Here is a 2165-nt window from a genome sequence, read left to right on the forward strand (position 1 = left end):
GCTTTGTGCCGGTTATTCGGGGGTGACGTCCAAGGCGTGGCCGACCAGGGCGAGCAGCGACTCGATCACCGAGATCCGCTGGCGCGCGTCCATGATCAGCACGGGTATGTGCCGCGGCACGGTCAGCGCCTCGCGCACGTCGGCGGCCTCGAACTCCTCGCTGCCGTCGAAGTGGTTCACGGCCACCACGTATGGCAGGCCGCAGCTCTCGAAGTAGTCGAGGGCGGGGAAGCAGTCGGGGAGCCTGCGGGTGTCGGCGAGCACCACGGCGCCGATCGCGCCGCGCACCAGGTCGTCCCACATGAACCAGAAGCGCTGCTGTCCCGGCGTGCCGAAGAGGTAGAGCACCAGGTCGTCGTCGAGCGTGATGCGCCCGAAGTCCATGGCGACCGTGGTGGTCGTCTTCTCCGGGGTGTCGCTCAGGTCGTCGGTCCCGGCACTCGCCTGTGTCATCAGCGCCTCCGTCTGGAGGGGCGTGATCTCGGAGACGGCGGTCACCAGGGTCGTCTTGCCGACGCCGAAGCCGCCCGCCACCACGATCTTCGTGGCGATCGGGGCGCGTGACCTGTCCGTCTGCCAGGGCTTGAGCTGATCCTCGTCCTCGAGGAGTTCAGAGACGGCGGAGTCCACTCAGCACCCTTTCCAGCAGTGCGCGGTCGGGCTGTCCCGGGCCGTGGCCCGTTCCGTACACCCGGATCTTTCCCTGGTCGGCGAGGTCGCTGAGGAGTACGCGGACCACGCCGAGCGGCATCTTGAGGAGCGCCGCGATCTCCGCGACGGTACGCATGCGGCGGCAGATCTCGACGATCGCCCGCATCTCCGGCATGACCCGGGCGGTGCCCTTGGTCAGTTCGCGGCGTTCCTCGGGGGCCTCGATCGCGGCGCTGCTCGCCACGAAGGTCTCGACGAGCAGGACGTGACCGAACCTGGTCCGCCCGCCGGTCAGCGAGTAGGGCCGCACCCTGGCGGGTTTTCGGTCGCCGCCGCGCTGCGGCAGCTTGGCTCCCGCACGGCTGCCGCTCCTGCCGCTCCTGCCGCTCATCGGGCGCTCTCCATCGACTGGCGCAGTTCACCGCGGAGTTCGGGGGTGAGCACGTGTCCGGCGCGGCCCACGAAGAGGGCCATGTGGTACGCGACGACGCTCATGTCGCAGTCCGGGGTGGCGTGCACGCCGAGCAGCGAGCCGTCGCTGATCGCCATCACGAAGAGGCTGCCCTCCTCCATCGCGACCATGGTCTGCTTGACCGCGCCGCTGTCCATCAGCTTGGCGGCGCCGACGGTGAGGGAGCCGAGCCCCGAGACGATCGTGGCGAGGTCGGCGCTCGATCCCCTGGGGCCCTTGGGGGCCTTTGCGGGGCGCTCGGCGCCCTGCCCGGGGTCGGAGGAGAGCAGCAGCAGTCCGTCGGAGGAGACCACCGCGACGGAGAGGATGCCGGGCACCTCCTCCACGAGGTTGGTGAGCAGCCAGTGCAGATTGCGGGCTTCGCTGCTCAGGCCGTACCGCGCGGCTTCTTCTCTGCCGCCTCGTGCGTCGGGCGCCGCGGGTTTGCCGGGTGCGGCGGAAGAACGGGAAGTGCGCATGGGCGCAGTCAACTGCTTGCCTCCTCGACTGAGTCCCCCATTACGTCTGCGGCCTTTACGTTCGTTACCTTGCGCCGGTTCGTCGCGCGGCGTCGGCTCCGGTGCGGCCCGGTTCCCGTCCGCGTCCCGCTCCTCGCCCGCGATCTCGGCCTCCACGTCCCGTCGGCCGCTGATCGCGCCCTGGTGGAAGTTGCCGAGCCTGCGGCGCAGCTCCGCGGCGTCCACGGCACCGCCGCGCGGCTTGGGCACGGCGACCGGCGGCGCGGTGATBCTCGGCGTCCCGCTTGGGCRGGCCCTTGTCGGTGACACGCTCCCACTTGGGCGCCGCCGGGTCGGCCTCGGGCTCGGGGTCCGCTTCGGGCTCGGGGTCCGCTTCGGGCTCCGGGGCCGCTTCCGGCTCCGGGACCCGGGGCGGTGCGAGCTCCATGGTGGTCTCGGGCGAGTGCTCGGCCTCGGCCTCGCCCGCGGGCTCGGAACCGTCCGCCTCGGCCCGCGCCTCACCTGCCGCCTCCGGCTCGGGTTCCGCCTCCGCCCCGGCCTCCGGCTCCGTCTCCGCCCCCGGAAGCGTCGTCTCCAGGGTTCGT

Annotated in this window: 3 protein-coding genes; all 3 read right to left on the reverse strand. The window is 71.6% G+C overall.

Going from position 1 to position 2165, the window contains the following annotated elements; all coding sequences use genetic code 11:
• Positions 1-12: 12 nt before the first annotated feature.
• From AB8Z36_RS37530 to AB8Z36_RS37540, 3 genes are read right to left on the reverse strand one after another with little or no spacing between them, the layout of a single operon-like run.
• Positions 13-630: a GTP-binding protein gene (locus tag AB8Z36_RS37530; RefSeq protein WP_369217855.1), complete on the reverse strand. Its 618-nt coding sequence runs from the start codon at positions 628-630 to the stop codon at positions 13-15.
• Complete coding sequence (locus AB8Z36_RS37535) at positions 611-1042, reverse strand: DUF742 domain-containing protein (RefSeq protein WP_369217856.1); 432 nt, start codon at positions 1040-1042, stop codon at positions 611-613. Before AB8Z36_RS37535 ends, AB8Z36_RS37530 begins: the two co-directional genes overlap by 20 nt.
• A complete protein-coding gene (locus tag AB8Z36_RS37540) occupies positions 1039-1494 on the reverse strand; it encodes a roadblock/LC7 domain-containing protein (protein WP_369217857.1) in 456 nt (151 codons plus the stop codon). Before AB8Z36_RS37540 ends, AB8Z36_RS37535 begins: the two co-directional genes overlap by 4 nt.
• Positions 1495-2165: the final 671 nt, after the last annotated feature.

The organism is Streptomyces flavofungini (assembly GCF_041028215.1).
GTDB classification, from domain to species: domain Bacteria; phylum Actinomycetota; class Actinomycetes; order Streptomycetales; family Streptomycetaceae; genus Streptomyces; species Streptomyces flavofungini_B.